The sequence below is a fragment of the Streptomyces sp. NPDC102259 genome (genome assembly GCF_044766465.1).
Lineage (GTDB): Bacteria > Actinomycetota > Actinomycetes > Streptomycetales > Streptomycetaceae > Streptomyces.
The window spans coordinates 44,726-63,167 of the sequence record NZ_JBIWMA010000009.1; the positions used below are offsets into that span (position 1 = coordinate 44,726).

Consider the following 18,442-nt stretch of genomic DNA (forward strand, 5'->3'; position numbering starts at 1 on the left):
GAACGGTGACGGGCGGCCGTCCTCACGCGGGGGGCGCGATGGGGCAGGGGATGAGGGCAGGGCCAGCGGGGTGGACGGTGACGCGAGCGACGCGCGGAATGATCATGTGATCGACTGGCTGGAACAGGCCTCCGATCTGCCACATCTCATCGCCCGCGTGTCCGAGCTCGTCCTGCGCCTGGGCTACGACCCGGACGAGCTCGTCGTCCTTCCCCGCGCCGAACTCGACCGACGGGAACTCGCCGCCTACAGCGCGGGCTGGGCCGACGTGGTCGCCGAGCAACTGCCCGCCGTCCGGCACGCCTACGAGGAACGGATCACCGCCGCCTACCTCCATGGCCAGGAGGACGCCCGCACCGGCCGCCGCCCGCGCCGGGCCCGCAGGACCGAGGGCGAGCGCGGCGAGGTCATCCAGCTGCCCTACCTCCAACTTCTGCGGCCCCCCTCGGAGGTGACGAGAGTGGAGGAGCGCGGCGAACGGGAACGGTCCGTGGCGGACGGGACGCCGGTACCGGCGCCCACCTCGGTACCGGTGTCCGACGCCAACGTTGTCCAGGAGGCACCCGACCGGGAGCAGGACGACCGGGGCGCCTCGGCAGGTTCCTCGGGCGAGATCCTGCTCTCCGCGCGAGAGGTGCGTGAGGGGCGCGAGAAGCGGTCGGTGTCGGAGCCGTCCACGTCGTCGAAGCGGCGGCCCGTCGTCCGGCGCAACGGGCGGCCCAGCGTGCCTCCGCTGGCCCGGTCGGGCGAGGCGGGGGCGGGCCGGGACAAGGGACGGCGGCCGGAGCCGGTGGAGCGGACCGGGCAGGAGGCGCCGGAACGGGCCGCCGCCCGAGCGGAGAAGCGCCGCCGCCTCTCCGACAAGGCCCGCGCCCTCGCCGAGGATCTGGAGGGCCGGGCCGGACGGCGCCGGGGCGAACAGCCCGGGGCACCGGGAGCCGGCTGAACCGGGCGCCCGCCACAGCGTCCGGCAGCGACGGGTCGCCGTGCCGGTCGGGCGAGAACGGTGCCGGTCAGGCGAGAACGGTGCCGGTCGGGCGAGAACCGTGCCGGTCGGGCGAGAACGGTGCCGGTCGGGCGAAGAAGGGTGCGGGGCAGGCGAAGAACCGTGCCGGTCGGGCGAAGAACCGTGCCGGTCGGGCGAGAACCGTGCCGGTCAGGCGAAGAACCGTGCCAGTTGGACGGCGGACGGTGACGCGTCGCCACGGTCGCCGGCTTGGTCTTCCGCCCGGTCGCCCGGCTGGACGCCTGGTGGGGCCTGCGCCCCGAACCCTCCGGGAGAGACCTCGTCCCCCTCCGACTCCTCCGCCGTGTAGCTCGGCCGCGGGACCGGCGCCGGAGGTTCCGGCTGGTCCCCCTCCTCGGAGTTGACGCACAGGAACATCCAGTTGGCGGCCGCCAGGTGGTCCACGGTGGCGGCCAGCAGATGGTCGGTCACGGACCAGTCGGCGGCCTCGCCGTGCAGCTCCCGGTTGAGCGCGCTGTCGCGCGGCAGATGCTTGATGAGCACCGCGAGCCGCCGCGCCGAGAGGTGGTCGCGGTGCCAGTCGAGCAGGTCGACGCTGTAGTAGCGGAGCAGGTCCGCCTCGAGGGCCTCGGCGTGTTCGTCGACGAACCCGACGAGGCTCAGCCTTCCCCCAGGCCGAGCCCGGTCTCCGAGCCGTAGGCCTCCAGGATGGCGGCGATGTCCTGCATGGTCACCTCGTACCGCTCGAAGCGGGCGAACTGCTGCTCGCCCATGAGCAGGCCGAGCAGCCCGTCCACGTCGTTGTCGTCGAGCTTGCGCAGCGCCTTCGCGGTGGCGCGGGTCAGCTCCGTGGGCAGGGTGAAGCTCTCGCCGTCGAGCTCGAACGACCAGGTGCGTCCGAGGGCTTCGAGGCGCTGGGCGCGGGCGGCGTTGACGTCGAAACGGGCCATGGTGATGGGTGCTCCTTGGGTCCGTGCAGCGTGATGAGAAGGGGAACGGGGCTCCGAGGTGGGGCAGGCGGGGAGCCCGCCCCACCCCGGTGCGTCAGGACGCGGCGTACGCGGCGTCCTTCATCACGAAGCTGGCCAGCGCCGAACCGTCGGCGGCGGCCATCGCCGTGTAGGTGATGCCGAGCTGGGCCGGCGACTTGCGGGCCAGCTTGATGTCGTCCGCCGCCGTGACCTGGCCGCGCGGGATGCCGAAGCGGTAGGTCACGGCGGTCCCGTCGCTCGCGCGGACGTCGGTGAACTCCAGGCCGAGGGCACGCACGTCGGCGTACGGACGGTCGGCGATCTCGTACTTGTAGACGCCCGTGGAGCCGGTGACGGCCTCGACCGCGCCGCCGCCCATGAAGAGCGGCAGCGTGTCCTCGTTGAACTGCATCAGCGAGAACTTCAGGGTCAGGTCGCGGTCCGAGTACACGAAGTGCACCGGGCTGACGGCCTGCCACACGTCGACCGGCTCCAGCTTGTCCTTCTTGCTGAAGGTGACGCCGTCGCCGGTGGTGAAGCCGAGGTTCTTCCAGCCGGTGGCCCAGTCGGTGGACGGGTCGGTGGAGAAGGTCGTCGGAACCTTGGTGTCGGCGGCGCCGACGTAGAGGCGGCCGACGCCGGCGATGCGGATCTCGGAGGAATTGGTGCCTGCCATGGGTGGATCTCCTTATATAGGGGGTGATGCGGGGGCCGTTCCCGGCCGTTCCGGGTACGGCGAAGGCCCCGCCGTCTCGCGGATGCGAGGGCGGGGCCTTCGGTCTGTGGGGGTGCGGTGGCGGGCGGGCTGCCCGCGCGGACCTGTCAGTAGACGTCCAGATACACCTTGATCACGGTCACGTAGCGGTTGGCCGCGCGGTAGAGGTAGTCGGGCAGCCAGCGCGGCCCGTCCTGCTCCTCCGCCTCGGTGATGAGGTTGGTGCCGTACCGGTTGCCGGCCGCGGCCAGCAGCGCGCGGCGGGCCGAGTTGGCCAGGACGTGCGCGGCCTGCTTGGTCGGGCCGTACACCTCCAGCTCGATCAGCGGCTGGTCGACGTGCAGTTCGCCGATCCACGCGCCGCCGCGCCGGTTGACGAGGACGGCGGCGGTCGTGCCGTCGAAGTTCGCGGGCGGTTCGACGGCGACGAGCGCCGTGGAGAGCGCCGAGTCGGCCTCCAGGATGTCGACGACCAGGGCCTCGACGTCGGGGAAGGCGCTCGGTGGGGTGGGTGTGGTCATGCCGGGTCACCTCGCCGGAAGAAGGGGAAGTCGCCGGGCGGGCGCCGCGCGGGGGCGGGGAAGGGGAGGCGCGCGGCGCCTCGGCCCGGCGTACGGCGGCGGGTGCGGCCCGCTCGGGGCTCGCGGTCACAGCTCCGCCGCTGCACCAACTGTGACAGACGAGCGTGCGCGCACGCAACTAAATCGGCGAGGGAGATGTGAGACGAGGTGCGGGAGGGGCGGGGGGTGCAGGGGCGAGCGCAGGTCAGGAGGGGGGAGAGGGGAGAGGGAGCGGAGTGCACTCGTGGTGCAGCCGAGGGGCGGGCACGAGCGGGAGTGCGGGCCCCAGCCCCACTGCGGGCGCGAGCTGTGGCGCGGGCGCGGCTGCGGGCGTCAGCCGTCGCGCGGGCGCAGGCGCAGGCGCAGGCGCGGGTGCGGGCGCGGGTGCGGGCGCGAGCTGGGGTGCGGGCTTGAGTCGTCGCGCAGGCGCGGTGCAGGCCAAGCCGTCGTGCGTGGGTGGTGTCGGCGGCAGTCGTCGCGCGGGCGGGTGTGAGTCGTAGTGCCCTCGACCGGAGCTCCCGTCGGCCCACGGGCGCCCTTCGATCGGAACCGGTACGGCATGCGTGACCGGTGGTTCCGGCTCGGTCAGTCGGCGGTGGGCGCGGCCGTCTCCACCAGGACCCGCCGGTCCTCACGCATCTGCGTCACCTCGGCCTCGGCCTCGCTCGGCAGGAACTGCTCCACCACCCTGACGAACATCTCCCGCCGGTCGACGGGCACGCCCAGCAGGTCGGCGACCTCCTCCAGCGTGGGGCGGCGGCCGAACTCGGCGCTGGGCGCGGGCGAGGCCAGGTAGTCGTGGGGGTCGGCCAGTTCCTCCGCGGTCAGCCGGCCGGAGCGGATGAGCATGTCGCGCACCGGCACGCCGAGCACGCGGGCGAGCCTGCGGGTGGTCTCGAGGTCCGGCATGCTCTGCCGCTGGAGCAGGCGGGTGACCGCGGCGCGGTGCACGCCGGCCTCGTCCGCGATTCTCGACTTGCCGCCGCCGCGTGGACTGTCGATGTCGTAGCCGCGTTCGCGCATGAGGTCTTCGACCCACGCGGCGAATGCGTCCAAGCCCTGGTTGGTCATGTCTTTCTCTCTTCCTTCGGGGGTGGGCAAGAGTTTAGCTTGCTTGCGCGCGCGGAATTACGTGCTCTCGAGCAAGCACTGAGGAAACTTTGTGCCGTTCGTAGAGATTCGGGGGACGTTGCAGCCCTGGCTCGTCCGAATTTCGTTGCGGGCGCGCACGCAATCTGTAGTCTGGGGCGCGTTCACCCAGTACGGCTCGATCACGAACCCAGGGGGGTCCCATGCCCATGCCCGAAACGAACTCCTGCCCGTCAGCCCCCGGTTGGCAGTCCGCGGCGGCCTGCGGCGGGCTCTCCCCGCGGGTCGTCTTCTCCAAGAAGGCCAAGGTCGCCGCCCCGGCGCTCCGGGCCTGCGCCGGCTGCCGCGTGCGGCGGGCCTGCGAGGAGGCGGTGGCACCGGCCGACAACTGGTTCGACGGCGTCTGCGGCGGCCGTCTCTGGCGCTCCGGCCGCCCGGTCCCCGTACCCGCGCACCTCCTCCCGGCGGCCCTGGCCGCCCGCCCCGCCCAACTCCCGGCCCAGGGAGGCAGCCGTGGCTGAAGCCTGCGAGAACCGCCCCACCGCCCAGGCCGCCCTCTGGATCGGCACCCTTCTCCAGCAGTTCCCCGAGCTGTCCACGGAACTGGTCCCCGGCCGCACCGCCCCCGCCCACCGCCCCGCCGCGCCGCGGCCCCCCGCCGATCTCGGCGCCCGCCTGCGCGAGGAGCGCGAGGAGCAGCTGCTCCTCCAGCAGCGGCACGGCCTCGTGGCTCCCGGCCATGGCGCGGCCCCGCTCCGCCTGCATGTCTCCGACGCCATCCGCGACATCACCGACGGCGTGCTCGAACTGGAGGAGGCGGTACGCGACCGGCTCGGCCTGCCGCGTCCGCGCCGCGCACCCGTGCCCGAGCGGCTGCGCAGGATCGCGTCCCTTCTCGACCGGGTGGCCGCCGACGCCGTTCTGGCCGCGCACGTACGCGACGAGACCCGCCGCATGGCCCGCCGTTGCGCCCGCGCGCTGGGCGACACCGAGACCGTCGTACGGGTCGCCGGCCGCTGCCCCTGGTGCGAATCCGTCTCCCTGCGGGCCTTCCCCGACCGCGCGGCCGTCCTCTGCGTCAATCCGGCCTGCCGCTGCCCGGAACCGGACTGCGGCTGCCACGACGACCCTGCCTACCGGCACACCTGGGACGAAGGGGAGTGGGCGCGCGCATGAGCACCCCGGACCGACGCACTCCGGACCGACGCGCTGCCGATCGTGGCGCCCCCGACCGAAGCGCCTCCGACCGAAGCGCCTCCGGGCGGCCGACCCTGATCCCGGGCCCCCTCGCGGCCCAGGAGGTCGGTGTGGCCCCCGCCACCATCCGCAAATGGGTCCAGCTGGGCCACCTCGAGCCGGCCGGCAAGGCGGGACGGGCTCAGCTCTTCCGCCTGGAGGACGTGTTCGCCGCCGAACGAGCCACCCGCCGGGCCCGGTGACCTCCGGCCCTTTCCCCGAACCGGATCACCGCACCGGATCACCGCACCGGATCACCGAACGGGTCACCGAACCGGGTCTACGGAATGCCCAATTCGAAGATCACGTAGTGCGCGTACCACCCCGACGCGAGGGCCGCCGTCCCGAAGAACACCGCCAGGCTCGGCCACTTCAGCCGGCTCAGCGCCGCCGCCGGGGCCAGCAGCAGCGGGAAGACCGGCAGCAGGTATCGCCCCGTGTTGCCGAACATCTGCTGGGTGCCCAGCACGGTGATCACGCTCGCCAGCGTGTACGCCACCAGCACCAGCGGCGGTTTCTTGCGGAGCATCAGCGCGATCAGGAAGGGCAGTGCCAGCACCAGCTGTACGCCGAGGAGATCGGGGACCGAGAACGCGAACAGATAGTTGTGGCGACCGAGTGCCGTGTTGCCCAGCACGTCGAGCGTGTAGGAGCCGAAGTCGAAGTAGTGCGCCCACCCCTCGCGCTGGAGCGTGAAGTACGCGGTGAGGTCGCCCATGCTGAGGCCGACCCAGGTGACGTAGGTGAGCAGGCCGAGCGGCGCGGCGAACATGGCGTACAGAGGCCCCGACACCCCGTGCTCGCGCCTGCTCTCCCGCCGGGCCAGGGCGACGATCGCGGCCAGCCCGACCGCGCCGATGAGCGCGGCGGAGGTCGGCCGGTTGAGCCCGGCCACGAAGGCGAGGAGCCCGGCCGCGACCCACCGTCGCTTCATCACGCAGTAGCAGCACCAGGAGGCGATGGCGACGAAGACCGACTCCGAGTAGAGCGCCCACTCCACGCCCGCCCCGGGGGCCACCGCCCACAGCCCGGCCGCGATCGTGCCCGCCCGCACCCCGGCGAGCGTCGAGACCACGGCGTAGATGCCGGCGGCCGCGACGAAGGAGGCGAGCACCGAGACCAGGATCCCGGAGCCGAACAGTCCCAGCCCGGTGATCTCGGAGACGCCCCGGATCAGGCCCGGGTAGAGCGGGAAGAAGGCGACCGAGTTCTGCTTGACGGTGAACAGCCCGCCCGGGGCGAGCTGTTCCAGCGGGCGGGGGTCGTACCCCTTCTCGGCGACCTGGAGGTACCACCAGCCGTCCCAGGTGGCCAGGACGTCCCACCAGTGGGCGCCGCCGCCGAAGCGCGGGTTCTTCTTCTGGTATTCGTCGGCCGACTCCAGGAGCCAGGCGAAGACGGTCAGGCCCACGAGCTTCGTCACGCCGTAGAGGAGCAGCGGAGCGAGGTACGGTCGTACACCGTCCGGCAGGCTGAGGCGGCGCAGTCTCCGCGAGCGCTTTTGTGGCCCGTCGGGCACGGCGGAGTCCGTCGCCGTGTCGCTGGAAGCCGTGCTCATGGCTGGGGTCCCCCCTCGGCCGATCGCCGGACGCCCAGGGGCGGCAGTGCTGTCCGGATGATCGTGAAGTGTGGTCATAAGAGTGCGGTCATAAGATCGCAACAGAGTCGCACATGTGCGCCACAGGTTGGGGGAGGACGGGTGACCGAAGCGCCGAACGCCACGGCCGCGGCGACCGTCTTGTCGGTCGTCATACCCATGTACAACGAGGAAGAGGTTCTTCCCGCGCTGGTCAGCCGGTTGCGACCGGTCCTCGCGGACCTCGGCGTCGGCTACGAGGTGATCGCGGTCGACGACGGCAGCACCGATCGCACGGCCGAGCTGCTGGCCGCCTTCCGGCTCGGCTGGCCGGAACTGCGGGTCATCGGCCTGCGCCGCAACTCCGGCCACCAGGCCGCCCTCACCGCGGGCCTGGACCGCGCGCACGGCGCGTACGTCGTCAGCATCGACGCCGACCTCCAGGACCCGCCCGAGAAGATCCCCGAGATGCTCGTGCTGGCCCGCGCCGAGGGCCTGGACATCGTCTACGGCATCCGTGCCGACCGGGCCAGCGACACCGGCTTCAAGCGGTGGACGGCGGGCCTGTACTACCGGCTCGTCCGCCGACTCGCCGGACCGTCGGTGCCGGCCCAGGCCGGTGACTTCCGGCTGTTGAGCCGGGCCGCCGTGGACGCCCTGAAGGCCCTGCCGGACCAGCAGCGGGTCTACCGCCTCCTCGTGCCCTGGCTGGGCTTCCCCAGCGGAGAGGTCCGCTACGAGCGCGCTCCGCGGCCGGCGGGCCAGAGCAAGTACCCCCTCGGCCGGATGATCCGGCTGGCCGTCGACAGCGTCACGGGCTTCTCCGCGGCGCCCCTGCGCATCGCCACCTGGCTGGGCGGCTTCGCGTTCCTGGTCTGCCTGGGCCTGATGGTCTACACCCTGAGCGCTCACGCCTTCCAGCACACCGTCCCCGGCTGGACGTCCCTCTTCATCGGCGTGCTGTTCATCGGCGCGGTCCAGCTGATCTGCGTCGGCCTGCTCGGCGAGTACGTCGGCCGCATCTACACGGCCGTCCAGAACCGTCCGACCTACTTCATCGGTCACGACACGGCGGCGGACGCGGCGGACACGGCGGCGGACGCGGCGGGTGATCCGGCGGCGGGCGCCGCGAAGCGGACGTCGCGGGCCGGCGACCCGGCCGTGCCCTCCCCGGCGTCGCCCCCGGAGGGCTCCGCGGACCCGGCGACCCCGGTATCACAGGGGCTGGGGCGGCGCTCGTAAACCTCCGGCGTGTCGGGAGCGGGGGTTCTGTTTTGACCGGAGTGATTGCGCTAGGTACGCTCAGACCTTGTGCCTGGGGTGTGCCCTGGCCCTCGTGCGTGTCTTCAACCGCACACGGGGCCTAGCTAGCGGCCACCGTGATCTGCGCCTCTTCCTGCCTTACGGCGGAAGTTCGCTGGATTCGACACACCCGACCGCGTGGGTCGGCGAGTTCCAGGTTAGCTTCACCATTCGGCACACAGAAACCGGAGAAGTAGTGCCTACGATCCAGCAGCTGGTCCGGAAGGGCCGGCAGGACAAGGTCGAGAAGAACAAGACGCCCGCACTCGAGGGTTCGCCCCAGCGTCGCGGCGTCTGCACGCGTGTGTTCACGACCACCCCGAAGAAGCCGAACTCGGCCCTGCGTAAGGTCGCGCGTGTGCGTCTGACCAGCGGTATCGAGGTCACTGCTTACATTCCGGGTGAGGGACACAACCTGCAGGAGCACTCCATCGTGCTCGTGCGTGGTGGCCGTGTGAAGGACCTGCCCGGTGTTCGCTACAAGATCATCCGCGGTTCGCTCGACACCCAGGGTGTCAAGAACCGCAAGCAGGCCCGCAGCCGCTACGGCGCCAAGAAGGAGAAGTAAACAATGCCTCGTAAGGGCCCTGCCCCGAAGCGCCCGGTCATCATCGACCCGGTCTACGGTTCTCCTCTTGTCACGTCGCTCATCAACAAGGTGCTGCTGAACGGCAAGCGCTCCACCGCCGAGCGCATCGTCTACGGCGCCATGGAGGGCCTGCGCGAGAAGACCGGCAACGACCCGGTCATCACGCTGAAGCGCGCTCTCGAGAACATCAAGCCGACCATCGAGGTCAAGTCCCGCCGTGTCGGTGGCGCGACCTACCAGGTCCCGATCGAGGTCAAGCCGGGTCGCGCGAGCACCCTGGCGCTGCGCTGGCTCGTCGGTTACTCCCGCGCCCGTCGCGAGAAGACCATGACCGAGCGCCTCCTCAACGAGCTTCTCGACGCGTCCAACGGCCTCGGCGCCGCTGTGAAGAAGCGCGAGGACACCCACAAGATGGCCGAGTCGAACAAGGCCTTCGCGCACTACCGCTGGTAGTCGCTACCCACATCGAGACCGAGAGAAGACGAAAGCCTTATGGCTACCACTTCACTTGACCTGGCCAAGGTCCGCAACATTGGGATCATGGCCCACATCGACGCGGGCAAGACGACCACCACCGAGCGGATCCTGTTCTACACCGGCGTCTCCTACAAGATCGGTGAGGTCCACGACGGCGCCGCGACCATGGACTGGATGGAGCAGGAGCAGGAGCGTGGCATCACGATCACCTCTGCTGCCACCACCTGTCACTGGCCGCTGGCCGACGTCGACCACACCATCAACATCATCGACACCCCGGGCCACGTCGACTTCACCGTCGAGGTGGAGCGTTCGCTTCGCGTGCTCGACGGTGCCGTGACGGTGTTCGACGGCGTCGCGGGTGTCGAGCCCCAGTCCGAGACCGTGTGGCGTCAGGCGGACCGCTACGGCGTCCCGCGTATCTGCTTCGTCAACAAGCTCGACCGGACCGGTGCGGAGTTCCACCGCTGCGTCGACATGATCAGCAGCCGCCTCGGTGCGACGCCGATCGTCATGCAGCTCCCGATCGGTGCCGAGGCCGACTTCAAGGGCGTCGTCGACCTGGTCACGATGAAGGCCTTCGTGTGGTCCGCCGAGGCGGAGAAGGGCGAGATGTACGACGTCGTCGACATCCCGTCCACCCACACCGAGGCTGCCGAGGAGTACCGCGGCAAGCTCGTCGAGACCGTCGCCGAGAACGACGACGAGATCATGGAGCTGTACCTGGAGGGCCAGGAGCCTTCCGTGGAGCAGCTGTACGCCGCGATCCGTCGGATCACCATCGCGTCCGGCAAGTCCAGCGACGTCACGGTCACCCCCGTGTTCTGCGGTACCGCGTTCAAGAACAAGGGCGTTCAGCCCCTGCTCGACGCGGTCGTGCGCTACCTTCCCTCCCCCCTGGACGTCGAGGCCATCGAAGGCCACGACGTGAAGGACCCGGAGCTGGTCGTCAAGCGCAAGCCGTCCGAGGACGAGCCGCTGTCCGCCCTCGCGTTCAAGATCATGAGCGACCCGCACCTGGGCAAGCTCACCTTCGTCCGGGTCTACTCGGGCCGCCTGGTGTCCGGCACTGCCGTGCTGAACTCCGTCAAGGGCAAGAAGGAGCGCATCGGCAAGATCTACCGCATGCACGCGAACAAGCGTGAGGAGATCGAGGCGGTCGGCGCCGGCGACATCGTCGCCGTCATGGGTCTGAAGCAGACCACGACCGGCGAGACGCTGTGCGACGACAAGCAGCCGGTGATCCTGGAGTCCATGGACTTCCCGGCTCCGGTCATCCAGGTCGCCATCGAGCCCAAGTCGAAGGGCGACCAGGAGAAGCTGGGCATCGCGATCCAGCGCCTGGCCGAGGAGGACCCGTCGTTCCAGGTCCACTCGGACGAGGAGACCGGCCAGACCATCATCGGTGGCATGGGCGAGCTGCACCTCGAGGTGCTGGTCGACCGTATGCGCCGTGAGTTCAAGGTCGAGGCCAACGTCGGCAAGCCGCAGGTCGCCTACCGCGAGACCATCCGCAAGGCGGTCGACCGGGTCGACTACACGCACAAGAAGCAGACTGGTGGTACCGGCCAGTTCGCGAAGGTGCAGATCGCGATCGAGCCGATCGAGGGCGGCGACGCCTCGTACGAGTTCGTGAACAAGGTGACCGGTGGTCGTATCCCGAAGGAGTACATCCCTTCGGTCGACGCCGGTGCGCAGGAGGCCATGCAGTTCGGCATCCTCGCCGGTTACGAGATGACCGGCGTGCGCGTCACCCTGCTCGACGGTGGCTACCACGAGGTGGACTCCTCCGAGCTCGCGTTCAAGATCGCCGGTTCGCAGGCCTTCAAGGAGGCCGCGCGCAAGGCCAGCCCCGTGCTGCTCGAGCCGATGATGGCCGTCGAGGTCACCACGCCCGAGGACTACATGGGCGAGGTCATCGGCGACATCAACTCCCGCCGTGGTCAGATCCAGGCCATGGAGGAGCGTGCCGGTGCTCGTGTCGTGAAGGGCCTCGTGCCCCTCTCGGAGATGTTCGGCTACGTCGGCGACCTCCGCAGCAAGACGTCGGGTCGCGCAAGCTACTCGATGCAGTTCGACTCCTACGCCGAGGTTCCCCGGAACGTCGCCGAGGAGATCATCGCGAAGGCCAAGGGCGAGTAACACACTCGGTTTACACGCCGTAGGCTTGACTCCGGAGCCTCAAGGGGCAAACAGCCGCATCCCCGGATGTTTGCCCCCTGGACCCGGGCTTTCCAGCAAAGATCACCTGGCGCCGATGAAGCAAGGCGTTCCAGAACCACTCCCAGGAGGACCCCCGTGGCGAAGGCGAAGTTCGAGCGGACTAAGCCGCACGTCAACATCGGCACCATCGGTCACATCGACCACGGTAAGACGACCCTCACGGCCGCCATTACCAAGGTGCTGCACGACAAGTACCCGGACCTGAACGAGGCCTCGGCCTTCGACCAGATCGACAAGGCTCCCGAAGAGCGTCAGCGCGGTATCACCATCTCCATCGCGCACGTCGAGTACCAGACGGAGGGCCGCCACTACGCCCACGTCGACTGCCCGGGTCACGCGGACTACATCAAGAACATGATCACCGGTGCCGCGCAGATGGACGGCGCCATCCTCGTGGTCGCCGCCACCGACGGCCCGATGCCGCAGACCAAGGAGCACGTGCTCCTGGCCCGCCAGGTCGGCGTTCCGTACATCGTCGTCGCCCTGAACAAGGCCGACATGGTGGACGACGAGGAGATCCTGGAGCTCGTCGAGCTCGAGGTTCGTGAGCTCCTCTCCGAGTACGAGTTCCCGGGCGACGACCTGCCGGTCGTCAAGGTCTCGGCGCTCAAGGCGCTCGAGGGCGACGCCGAGTGGGGTCAGTCGGTTCTCGACCTCATGGCCGCCGTCGACGAGGCGATCCCGACCCCCGAGCGTGACGTCGACAAGCCGTTCCTCATGCCCGTCGAGGACGTCTTCACGATCACCGGTCGCGGTACGGTCGTCACCGGCCGTATCGAGCGTGGTGTCCTGAAGGTCAACGAGACCGTTGACATCATCGGCATCAAGCCCGAGAAGACCACGACCACGGTCACCGGCATCGAGATGTTCCGCAAGCTGCTCGACGAGGGCCAGGCCGGTGAGAACGTCGGTCTGCTGCTCCGCGGCATCAAGCGCGAGGACGTCGAGCGCGGCCAGGTCATCATCAAGCCGGGTTCGGTCACGCCGCACACCGACTTCGAGGCCCAGGCCTACATCCTGTCCAAGGACGAGGGTGGCCGCCACACGCCGTTCTTCAACAACTACCGTCCGCAGTTCTACTTCCGTACGACGGACGTGACGGGCGTTGTGACCCTCCCCGAGGGCACCGAAATGGTGATGCCGGGTGACAACACCGAGATGAAGGTGGAGCTCATCCAGCCCATCGCCATGGAAGAGGGCCTGAAGTTCGCCATCCGTGAGGGTGGTCGTACGGTGGGCGCCGGCCAGGTCACCAAGATCACCAAGTAGTTCTTGCTGATCGACCTGGTAGCTCCAGCCTGAGCTGAGCACCTGAGAGGGCCCGTACGACTTCGGTCGTACGGGCCCTTTCGCATGCGCCGGCGGCGGGAGCGCACCGTGCCCACCGGGATGGACGGCTCCTCGGCGACCTCATGGTGGCCGAGGTCCGCCCAGGCGGCCAGCAGCGGGACGTCCCGGTCGCCGCGCGAGAGACCGGCCGGCGCGCCGGCCAGGCGGCCCTGTGCGGCCTGCGCGGTGACCCGGCTGTCGCTGCGGTCGGTCCAGGAGTCGGCCATGGGGCAGTGTCCCGTGCGGGCCAGGGCTCTGAGCGCCCGCACCTCGGTACGGACGCTGCTTGCCGATGAGATTGGCGGCGATTCCGTACAGCCAGGGCCACGTGCCGGTGGTGGAGCTCCCCGAACGACTCGGGCCGGGTCAGGGAGTCGGCGATGACGGAGGCGTCCTCGTCATGTCTGCCAGGGGGCTGTTCACGCGGGCTCTGTGTCTGCCGTCGGTCGGATACACCCGTTGTTACCCGTAGTCCTCGAACGGGTTCACGGTGACCGGACTCACATCCGGGCCCCGAAAGGCCTGTGCTGGACGGGCTCGGCGTTTGACCTACGTCACGTCCGGGGTATTGTCTCCGGCTCGATTGGCGGAGGCGGTGCCCCATATGGCAGACTGTCGGAGTTGCTCGGTCGAGTGTTGATGTTGCGCGCCTCCCGCCGGGAGGACCGAAAGCGAGTCCCACAGTACTCGTCGCCCTAACTGCCTGTTGGCAGCGCTGGGGCGGACGTACGGGAATCTTTCGGGAAGTGTCAATAGAGCGCCGACCAGGCACCCGGTGGGCCTTTCGTCCCCGGCTTGCGGTTCCGGAAGGGCCGTGTTTTCCCGGCAGGGATGTTCGAACAAGGGGCATCTGTGTCGGCGAGAGCGCGACACACCCGACCGCGTGGGTCGGAGAAACGAAGTAAACGGACCATCTGGTTCCAGAGCGTTAGAAGAGACAGGACTACTGAGTAGCCATGGCGGGACAGAAGATCCGCATCCGGCTCAAGGCCTACGACCACGAGGTCATCGACTCCTCGGCGAAGAAGATCGTCGAGACGGTGACCCGCACTGGTGCGTCGGTCGCGGGCCCGGTGCCGCTGCCCACTGAGAAGAACGTGTACTGCGTCATCAAGTCGCCGCACAAGTACAAGGACTCGCGCGAGCACTTCGAGATGCGCACGCACAAGCGCCTGATCGACATTCTCGACCCGACTCCCAAGACCGTTGACTCTCTGATGCGACTCGACCTCCCGGCCGGTGTCGACATCGAGATCAAGCTTTAGGGGCCGGTGATCTGAAGAATGGCTAAGCAGATCAAGGGCATCCTGGGCGAGAAGCTCGGCATGACGCAGGTATGGGACGAGAACAACCGCGTTGTTCCCGTCACCGTCGTCAAGGCCAGCCCCAACGTCGTGACCCAGGTCCGTACGAACGACAGTGACGGCTACGAGTCCGTCCAGATCGCCTTCGGCGAGATCGACCCGCGCAAGGTGAATAAGCCCCTCAAGGGTCACTTCGCCAAGGCCGACGTCACCCCCCGTCGCCACCTCGTCGAGATCCGCACCGCGGACGCCTCCGAGTACACGCTGGGCCAGGAGATCACCGCTGAGGTGTTCGAGGCCGGCGTGAAGGTCGACGTGACCGGCAAGAGCAAGGGCAAGGGCTTCGCCGGTGTCATGAAGCGTCACAACTTCAAGGGCCTCGGCGCCGGACACGGCACCCAGCGCAAGCACCGCTCGCCCGGTTCCATCGGTGGCTGCGCCACCCCGGGCCGCGTGTTCAAGGGCCTCCGCATGGCGGGTCGCATGGGCAACGAGCGTGTCACCACCCAGAACCTGACCGTCCACGCCGTTGACGCGGAGAAGGGTCTGCTGCTCATCAAGGGCGCTGTCCCCGGTCCGAACGGCGGCCTCGTCCTGGTCCGCACTGCGGCCAAGGGGGCCTGAGGTACCGATGAGCACTGTTGACATCCTTTCGCCTGCAGGCGAGAAGACCGGAAGCGTCGAGCTCCCCGCGGAGATCTTCGGCGTGGAGAAGATCAGCATCCCGCTGATCCACCAGGTCGTCGTCGCGCAGAACGCGGCTGCCCGTCAGGGCACGCACAAGACCAAGCGCCGCGGTGAAGTCCGCGGTGGCGGTAAGAAGCCTTACCGTCAGAAGGGCACCGGCCGCGCGCGCCAGGGCTCGACCCGCGCGCCGCAGTTCGCCGGCGGTGGCGTCGTCCACGGCCCGCAGCCGCGTGACTACTCGCAGCGGACCCCGAAGAAGATGAAGGCTGCCGCTCTGCGTCACGCCCTCACCGACCGGGCCCGCCACAACCGCATTCACGTCGTCACCGGCGTGATCGAGGGCGAGGCTCCCTCCACGAAGGCCGCTCGCACGCTGTTCGGCAAGATCTCGGAGCGCAAGAACCTGCTCCTGGTCGTCGACCGCGCCGACGAGGCCGCGTGGCTGTCCGCCCGCAACCTGCCCCAGGTGCACATCCTGGAGCCGGGCCAGCTGAACACGTACGACGTGATCGTCTCGGACGACGTGGTCTTCACCCAGGCCGCTCTCGAGTCCTTCGTCGCCGGCCCGCAGGCCAACGACACCGAAGGGAGTGACGCCTGATGGCTACGCGTCACCCGAGCATCGCCTCCAAGGCGGCCAAGGTCGCCAAGGCCGCGCGCGTCGCCAAGGCGAAGCGCCACGCCACCGAAGGCAAGAACACCGTCGTCACCGCGCCCAGCAAGGCGTTCACGGACCTCCGTGACGTACTGCTGAAGCCGGTCGTGTCGGAGAAGAGCTACGCGCTCCTCGACGAGAACAAGTACACGTTCATCGTCGCCCCGAACGCCAACAAGACCCAGATCAAGCAGGCCGTCCAGGCGGTCTTCTCGGTCAAGGTCACCGGGGTCAACACGATCAACCGCATCGGCAAGCGCAAGCGCACGAAGACCGGTTTCGGTCAGCGTGCCGGCACGAAGCGCGCGATCGTGACCCTTGCCGAGGGCGACCGTATCGACATCTTCGGCGGTCCGACCGCCTAAGGGCGGTCCGGATCGTCCGATATCGGACGAGGACTGAATAATGGGAATCCGCAAGTACAAGCCGACTACGCCGGGCCGTCGTGGCTCCAGCGTCGCCGACTTCGTCGAGGTCACGCGGTCCACGCCGGAGAAGTCGCTGGTCCGCCCGCTGCACAGCAAGGGCGGCCGTAACAACGCCGGTCGTGTGACCGTTCGCCACCAGGGTGGCGGACACAAGCGCGCCTACCGAGTGATCGACTTCCGTCGTCACGACAAGGACGGCGTGCCGGCGAAGGTCGCGCACATCGAGTACGACCCCAACCGCACCGCGCGCATCGCGCTGCTGCACTATGCCGACGGCGAGAAGCGCTACATCCTCGCCCCGCGCAACCTGTCGCAGGGCGACCGCGTCGAGAACGGTCCCGGGGCCGACATCAAGCCGGGCAACAACCTGGCGCTCCGCAACATCCCGGTCGGTACCACGATCCACGCGATCGAGATCCGTCCCGGTGGCGGCGCCAAGTTCGCCCGCTCCGCCGGCGCCTCGGTGCAGCTGCTCGCGAAGGAGGGCACGATGGCCCACCTTCGTATGCCGTCCGGTGAGATCCGTCTGGTCGACCAGCGCTGCCGCGCCACGGTCGGCGAGGTCGGCAACGCCGAGCAGAGCAACATCAACTGGGGCAAGGCCGGCCGTAAGCGCTGGCTGGGCGTCCGCCCGACCGTTCGCGGTGTGGCGATGAACCCGGTTGACCACCCCCACGGTGGTGGTGAGGGCAAGACCTCCGGTGGTCGCCACCCGGTCAGCCCCTGGGGTCAGAAGGAGGGTCGTACTCGTTCGCCGAAGAAGGCTTCGAACAAGTACATCGTCCGCCGCCGCAAGACGAACAAGAAGCGCTAGGAGCGGGTTTAGATGCCGCGCAGTCTCAAGAAGGGGCCCTTCGTCGACGACCACCTCGTAAAGAAGGTGGACGCCCAGAACGAAGCCGGTTCCAAGAACGTCATCAAGACCTGGTCCCGTCGCTCGATGATCATCCCGGCCATGCTGGGTCACACGATCGCGGTGCACAACGGCAAGACCCACATTCCGGTGTTTGTCACCGAGTCGATGGTCGGCCACAAGCTCGGCGAGTTCTCGCCGACGCGCACCTTCCGGGGTCACGTCAAGGACGACCGGAAGTCGAAGCGCCGCTAACGCGGGGTGGAATGACCATGACAGACACTGGAAGGACAACCATGGAAGCCAGGGCCCAGGCGCGGTACATCCGCGTCACGCCCATGAAGGCCCGCCGGGTGGTGGACCTTATCCGTGGCATGGACGCCACGGAGGCTCAGGCGGTCCTGCGTTTCGCCCCGCAGGCCGCGAGCGTGCCGGTCGGCAAGGTGCTTGACAGCGCCATTGCCAACGCCGCGCACAACTACGACCACACTGACGCCGACAGCCTCTTCATCTCCGAGGCGTACGTCGACGAGGGTCCGACCCTGAAGCGGTTCCGTCCGCGTGCCCAGGGCCGCGCATACCGGATCCGCAAGCGGACCAGCCACATCACCGTGGTCCTCAGCAGCAAGGAAGGATCCCGGTAATGGGCCAGAAGGTTAACCCGCATGGGTTCCGGCTCGGCATCACCACGGACTTCAAGTCCCGTTGGTACGCCGACAAGTCGTACAAGGAATACGTCGGAGAAGACGTCGCCATCCGTCGGATGATGACGTCCGGCATGGAGCGCGCCGGCATCTCGAAGGTGGAGATCGAGCGCACCCGTGACCGCGTGCGTGTGGACATCCACACCGCTCGCCCGGGCATCGTCATCGGCCGCCGCGGCGCCGAGGCCGACCGTATCCGCGGCGACCTGGAGAAGCTGACCAAGAAGCAGGTCCAGCTGAACATCCTCGAGGTCAAGAACCCCGAGGTCGACGCTCAGCTGGTGGCTCAGGCCGTCGCCGAGCAGCTCTCCTCCCGCGTCTCCTTCCGTCGCGCCATGCGTAAGAGCATGCAGTCGGCGATGAAGGCCGGCGCCAAGGGCATCAAGATCCAGTGCGGTGGCCGCCTCGGTGGCGCCGAGATGTCCCGCTCGGAGTTCTACCGCGAGGGCCGTGTGCCCCTGCACACGCTCCGCGCGAACGTGGACTACGGCTTCTTCGAGGCCAAGACGACCTTCGGCCGCATCGGTGTGAAGGTCTGGATCTACAAGGGCGATGTCAAGAACATCGCCGAGGTCCGCGCCGAGAACGCTGCTGCCCGCGCCGGCAACCGCCCGGCCCGTGGTGGCGGCGGCGCCGACCGCCCGGCCCGTGGTGGCCGTGGTGGCGAGCGTGGCGGTCGCGGTCGCAAGCCGCAGCAGGCTCCCGCTGCCGAGGCCCCCAAGGCCGAGGCTCCGGCGGCCGCTCCGGCTGAGAGCACCGGAACGGAGGCCTGACCGA

23 protein-coding genes are annotated in these 18,442 nt (G+C 69.0%); 17 read left to right on the forward strand and 6 right to left on the reverse strand.

The window, feature by feature from the left end; genetic code table 11:
- Positions 1-157: 157 nt before the first annotated feature.
- Positions 158-946 (forward strand): hypothetical protein, encoded by a 789-nt coding sequence (locus tag ACIRPU_RS21665; protein ID WP_403869622.1) that lies wholly within the window; start codon positions 158-160, stop codon positions 944-946.
- A 210-nt stretch (positions 947-1,156) separates the two neighbouring features.
- On the opposite strand, the gene ACIRPU_RS21670 is transcribed toward ACIRPU_RS21665, so the two are convergent.
- The 5 genes from ACIRPU_RS21670 to ACIRPU_RS21690 all read right to left on the reverse strand — a co-directional run bounded on the left by ACIRPU_RS21670 (position 1,157) and on the right by ACIRPU_RS21690 (position 4,284).
- A complete protein-coding gene (locus ACIRPU_RS21670; RefSeq protein WP_403869625.1) occupies positions 1,157-1,510 on the reverse strand; it encodes a hypothetical protein in 354 nt (117 codons plus the stop codon).
- 116 nt (positions 1,511-1,626) lie between these two features.
- Positions 1,627-1,917 (reverse strand): hypothetical protein, encoded by a 291-nt coding sequence (locus ACIRPU_RS21675; RefSeq protein ID WP_384110762.1) that lies wholly within the window; start codon positions 1,915-1,917, stop codon positions 1,627-1,629.
- 94 nt (positions 1,918-2,011) lie between these two features.
- Complete coding sequence (locus tag ACIRPU_RS21680; RefSeq protein WP_355705269.1) at positions 2,012-2,614, reverse strand: phage tail protein; 603 nt, start codon at positions 2,612-2,614, stop codon at positions 2,012-2,014.
- Positions 2,615-2,760: 146 nt separating this feature from the next.
- On the reverse strand, positions 2,761-3,174 hold the full coding sequence (locus ACIRPU_RS21685) for a hypothetical protein (protein ID WP_403869628.1): 414 nt from the start codon (positions 3,172-3,174) through the stop codon (positions 2,761-2,763).
- 624 nt (positions 3,175-3,798) lie between these two features.
- A complete protein-coding gene (locus ACIRPU_RS21690; protein WP_403869631.1) occupies positions 3,799-4,284 on the reverse strand; it encodes a helix-turn-helix domain-containing protein in 486 nt (161 codons plus the stop codon).
- Positions 4,285-4,505: 221 nt separating this feature from the next.
- Between ACIRPU_RS21690 and ACIRPU_RS21695 the strand changes: the two genes are divergently transcribed.
- The 3 genes from ACIRPU_RS21695 to ACIRPU_RS21705 are packed head-to-tail and all read left to right on the forward strand — an operon-like array spanning position 4,506 to position 5,741.
- A complete protein-coding gene (locus tag ACIRPU_RS21695) occupies positions 4,506-4,823 on the forward strand; it encodes a WhiB family transcriptional regulator (RefSeq protein ID WP_403869634.1) in 318 nt (105 codons plus the stop codon).
- Complete coding sequence (locus ACIRPU_RS21700) at positions 4,816-5,478, forward strand: hypothetical protein (RefSeq protein WP_384110776.1); 663 nt, start codon at positions 4,816-4,818, stop codon at positions 5,476-5,478. The genes ACIRPU_RS21695 and ACIRPU_RS21700 overlap by 8 nt, the downstream gene beginning before the upstream one ends.
- Positions 5,475-5,741: a hypothetical protein gene (locus tag ACIRPU_RS21705; RefSeq protein ID WP_403870146.1), complete on the forward strand. Its 267-nt coding sequence runs from the start codon at positions 5,475-5,477 to the stop codon at positions 5,739-5,741. The genes ACIRPU_RS21700 and ACIRPU_RS21705 overlap by 4 nt, the downstream gene beginning before the upstream one ends.
- Before the next feature lie 77 nt (positions 5,742-5,818).
- Here ACIRPU_RS21705 and ACIRPU_RS21710 read toward each other — a convergent pair whose 3' ends face one another.
- Positions 5,819-7,096 (reverse strand): hypothetical protein, encoded by a 1,278-nt coding sequence (locus ACIRPU_RS21710; protein WP_403869637.1) that lies wholly within the window; start codon positions 7,094-7,096, stop codon positions 5,819-5,821.
- Positions 7,097-7,237: 141 nt separating this feature from the next.
- Here ACIRPU_RS21710 and ACIRPU_RS21715 point away from each other — a divergent pair, with 141 nt between their 5' ends.
- From ACIRPU_RS21715 to rpsC, 13 genes are all read left to right on the forward strand, one after another.
- Positions 7,238-8,356: a glycosyltransferase family 2 protein gene (locus ACIRPU_RS21715; protein WP_403869640.1), complete on the forward strand. Its 1,119-nt coding sequence runs from the start codon at positions 7,238-7,240 to the stop codon at positions 8,354-8,356.
- A gap of 256 nt (positions 8,357-8,612) precedes the next feature.
- A complete protein-coding gene (gene rpsL / locus ACIRPU_RS21720) occupies positions 8,613-8,984 on the forward strand; it encodes a 30S ribosomal protein S12 (RefSeq protein WP_003948652.1) in 372 nt (123 codons plus the stop codon).
- 3 nt (positions 8,985-8,987) lie between these two features.
- Complete coding sequence (rpsG, locus tag ACIRPU_RS21725; protein WP_020132641.1) at positions 8,988-9,458, forward strand: 30S ribosomal protein S7; 471 nt, start codon at positions 8,988-8,990, stop codon at positions 9,456-9,458.
- A gap of 39 nt (positions 9,459-9,497) precedes the next feature.
- Complete coding sequence (fusA, locus tag ACIRPU_RS21730; protein WP_403869643.1) at positions 9,498-11,624, forward strand: elongation factor G; 2,127 nt, start codon at positions 9,498-9,500, stop codon at positions 11,622-11,624.
- Positions 11,625-11,780: 156 nt separating this feature from the next.
- Positions 11,781-12,974 (forward strand): elongation factor Tu, encoded by a 1,194-nt coding sequence (gene tuf, locus ACIRPU_RS21735; protein WP_355705277.1) that lies wholly within the window; start codon positions 11,781-11,783, stop codon positions 12,972-12,974.
- A 1,016-nt stretch (positions 12,975-13,990) separates the two neighbouring features.
- Positions 13,991-14,299, forward strand: a complete 309-nt coding sequence (gene rpsJ / locus ACIRPU_RS21740) for a 30S ribosomal protein S10 (RefSeq protein WP_003948644.1) — start codon at positions 13,991-13,993, stop codon at positions 14,297-14,299.
- 18 nt (positions 14,300-14,317) lie between these two features.
- Complete coding sequence (gene rplC, locus ACIRPU_RS21745; RefSeq protein ID WP_020132636.1) at positions 14,318-14,962, forward strand: 50S ribosomal protein L3; 645 nt, start codon at positions 14,318-14,320, stop codon at positions 14,960-14,962.
- A 7-nt stretch (positions 14,963-14,969) separates the two neighbouring features.
- On the forward strand, positions 14,970-15,626 hold the full coding sequence (gene rplD, locus ACIRPU_RS21750; RefSeq protein WP_020132635.1) for a 50S ribosomal protein L4: 657 nt from the start codon (positions 14,970-14,972) through the stop codon (positions 15,624-15,626).
- A complete protein-coding gene (gene rplW / locus ACIRPU_RS21755) occupies positions 15,626-16,045 on the forward strand; it encodes a 50S ribosomal protein L23 (RefSeq protein ID WP_020132634.1) in 420 nt (139 codons plus the stop codon). Before rplD ends, rplW begins: the two co-directional genes overlap by 1 nt.
- 40 nt (positions 16,046-16,085) lie before the next feature.
- Positions 16,086-16,922 carry a 50S ribosomal protein L2 gene (gene rplB, locus ACIRPU_RS21760; RefSeq protein ID WP_020132633.1) on the forward strand — a complete coding sequence of 279 codons (837 nt, stop codon included), beginning with the start codon at positions 16,086-16,088 and terminating at the stop codon, positions 16,920-16,922.
- A gap of 12 nt (positions 16,923-16,934) precedes the next feature.
- Positions 16,935-17,216, forward strand: a complete 282-nt coding sequence (rpsS, locus tag ACIRPU_RS21765) for a 30S ribosomal protein S19 (protein WP_266401783.1) — start codon at positions 16,935-16,937, stop codon at positions 17,214-17,216.
- Between the two features lie 41 nt (positions 17,217-17,257).
- Positions 17,258-17,605 carry a 50S ribosomal protein L22 gene (gene rplV, locus ACIRPU_RS21770; RefSeq protein WP_054238783.1) on the forward strand — a complete coding sequence of 116 codons (348 nt, stop codon included), beginning with the start codon at positions 17,258-17,260 and terminating at the stop codon, positions 17,603-17,605.
- Positions 17,605-18,438, forward strand: coding sequence for a 30S ribosomal protein S3 (gene rpsC / locus ACIRPU_RS21775; RefSeq protein ID WP_054238784.1), 834 nt, complete (start codon positions 17,605-17,607; stop codon positions 18,436-18,438). Before rplV ends, rpsC begins: the two co-directional genes overlap by 1 nt.
- Positions 18,439-18,442 lie beyond the last annotated feature (4 nt).